This window comes from Rhodanobacter panaciterrae (genome assembly GCF_014651895.1).
GTDB classification, from domain to species: domain Bacteria; phylum Pseudomonadota; class Gammaproteobacteria; order Xanthomonadales; family Rhodanobacteraceae; genus Rhodanobacter; species Rhodanobacter panaciterrae.
Genome location: NZ_BMXT01000009.1, coordinates 1 through 2,921 on the forward strand (window position 1 = coordinate 1; position 2,921 = coordinate 2,921).

General features: G+C 66.0%; 2 protein-coding genes. Both read left to right on the top strand.

Going from position 1 to position 2,921, the window contains the following annotated elements:
• A partial coding sequence (locus IE071_RS15760; protein ID WP_189442547.1) for a response regulator occupies window positions 1-215 on the top strand: 215 nt, incomplete at its 5' end.
• A gap of 182 nt (window positions 216-397) precedes the next feature.
• The coding region (locus tag IE071_RS15765; protein WP_229792947.1) for a ligand-binding sensor domain-containing protein at window positions 398-2,921 on the top strand (2,524 nt) is incomplete at its 3' end.

Below are 2,921 nucleotides of genomic sequence, written 5' to 3' on the forward strand. Positions count from 1 at the left end.
TCCAGATCGCGCGGTTGATCCGTCAGCGCGAACAGGCTGGGCCGCACTTGCCGATCATCGCGGTGACTGCGCGTGCGGGCAACGCGGACGAGGCACGCGCCCGTGCGGCAGGCATGGATGGTTTTCTGCGCAAGCCGCTCAGCGGCGAGCAACTGGCCGCCGCGCTGGCGCAAAATGTGACCAGCATCACATCGCGGCTGGGCGATTACGCCTGAGTGGCGTGGCGTCTGCCGCCGTGCTCGCACCGGTACAGGGGTTTTGGCATCATCGACTGCGCCGGGATAGCCGCCAGCACCGCGCTTCGTGATTTGCCATCGGTTCGTGGGCGATAGCGACAGGGGCGGGAATGGACAGCCCGAGGGGAGCACGGCGGATGTTTTCAGCAGTATGGCTGAGTATGGCCTTGGGCCTGACGGCACCGGTATCGAGTGCGTCCGTGCCGTCGCCGGCCATCACGACGTCCGTTACCGGTCTGCTGCCGACGCCTCAGTTCCGCCGTTACGACACGGCCGATGGCCTGCCCAGCAGTATCGTCTACGCGGTCGCGCAGGATCGCGATGGAGCGATGTGGTTCGGCACCAAGGGGGGCATCGCCCGTTACGACGGCGTCGACTTCAAGGTGTTTCGCCATGTTGCTGGCGATGCGGACACCCTTTACGAGAACGGCATTGCCTCGCTGCTGTTCGATCGTGACGGCAAGCTCTGGGCCGGTGGTCTGGAGGCCGGACTTAACCGCTACGATCCGGACACCGGGAAGTTCGCGCATTGGGAGCACGACCCGCAGGATCCCTCCAGTCTGAGCAGCGACAAGGTCTGGGCGATCGCGCAGAGTGCCGACGGCAATTTGTGGGTCGGCACGGTGCGCGGGCTGGACGTCATGCATCCTGGCAGCAACGGTTTCGAGCATGTCAGCGACGCGTTGCTGGGCAGCACGCCGTCGGCGTTCGGGCTGGTTGGCGCGTTGTTTGTGGACGAGCGGCAGCAACTGTGGATCGGGACCAGCAAGGGCGTGTTCCGGCGCGATCCTGCGGGCCACTTGCACCGCGTGTCGCAACTCGGCGAGTCCGCACCGATCGACGCCTGGTCCATCGACAGCCAGGACGGCGAGGTGCACATCGCCACCTCCGAGGGCCTGTTGCTGGCAGGCAGCGACGACGTGGCGCGGCCGCTGATGGGTGTCGGAGCTCCGCAAGGTAACGTGCTCAGCAGTGTCCGCGACCGGTCCGGCCGATTGTGGGCAGGCACGCAGCATGGTCTGTTCATGCAGGCGCAGCCGGGCCAGCCGGTGCTGGCGGTGACCGACCAGCCGGTACTGCGCGGCGATCTTCCCGGTACCTGGGTGTGGTCGATGCTGGTCGACCACGAAGGCGGCCTGTGGGTGACCCTGGTGGACGGTGGCGTGGGCTACCTGGCACCCGACTGGAAGGACACCAGCCGGTTCACGCACATCCCGGATGATCCGGACAGCTTGCGTGATTCGATCGTCACCGCGATGGCCCGCGGGCACGATGGGCGGGTCTGGGTCGGCGAACGCGGCGGGCGAATCGACAAGCTCGATCCGCATACCGGCAAGGTGCAGCATGTGCTGTCCGGTCTGCGCGGCGACGTGCTGGGCATGACCCAGGATGCCCACGAGCGATTGTGGATCACCGTGCGCGGTGGGCTCTATCGTTACACCGAAGGCAAACCACCGGAGCAAGCCGATCCGCACAATCTGCTGCTGAAGCACCCGCTGGAAGTGGAGCAGGGCCCGGATGACCGGATGTATGTGCGCACCTTCGGCGAGGGACTGTTCCGGGTTGATCCCGAGACGCTTGCGGTCACCCGGGTGCCGATGGACGAGTCCAACCAGAAGCTGCTGTGGGGCAGCCAGCTCACCCGCCACGGTGACATGTTCTGGTACGCCAGTGACGGCGGCATGCTGCGGCTCGACGCGGAACACCATCGTTTCGAGGCGATCTCCGGCGTGCGGCAGGACCGCCCGGTGAACGCCTTCGATTTCACTGCCGACGGCTTGTGGATGGCACGTCCCGACGGACTGGAGCATTACCACTATGCCGGCGCGGCGTTGGTACTCGACCGTACCGTCGGCGCGGCGCAGGGATGGCCGTCCATCACCGTGGTCGATCTGCGCGTCGATGCACGGCAGCGGCTCTGGATGTTTGGCCGCGACGGCCTGTGGCGCTTCGATCCGCAGAGTGGCCGCTTCCAGGCGTTCGGATTGCAGAATGGCCTGGCCAATGGGGAGTTTTCCCGCGGCTACGCGCTGATGCCTGATGGCAACCTGTATGCGCCCACGCTCGGTGGCGTGGTGGGTTTCAATCCGGATCGGATGCACGACCGTACCGACGTGTCGCCGTTGCGGGTCAGCGGCATCAGCGTGCGTCGTGCTGGCAAGCTGCGGGTGCTGCCGACGGACGAGAAGCAGATCCAGCTGGAGTGGCGGGATCGGGGTTTCAACGTATCGGTGCGGCTGTTCTCCTTCATCGACCCGGCATCGAACCATTACCGCTTTCTGCTGCGCGGCTTCGACACGACATGGGTGGACACCGGCGACCACGGCGAACGGGATTTCGCGGGGCTGGCTGCGGGTGACTACACGCTGGAGGTGCAGGCGGCGGGCGCGAACGGTCAATGGGTGCATCTGCCTGTGCCGCTGAAAATCCACGTGCAGGCACCACCGTGGAGCCGCTGGTGGGCGTGGCTGGCGTATGTGCTGCTGAGTCTGCTGGTCGTCGGTCTGATCCTGCAGGCCTGGCGCCGCCGCCTGGCCCAGCGTCACCACATGCAATTGGTCGAACAGCAACGCCAGATGGCCGAAGCGGCCAGCGCGGCGAAGACCCAGTTCCTAGCTACGCTCAGTCACGAGATCCGCACGCCGATGACCGGCGTGATGGGCATGGCCGAGCTGTTGCTGAGCA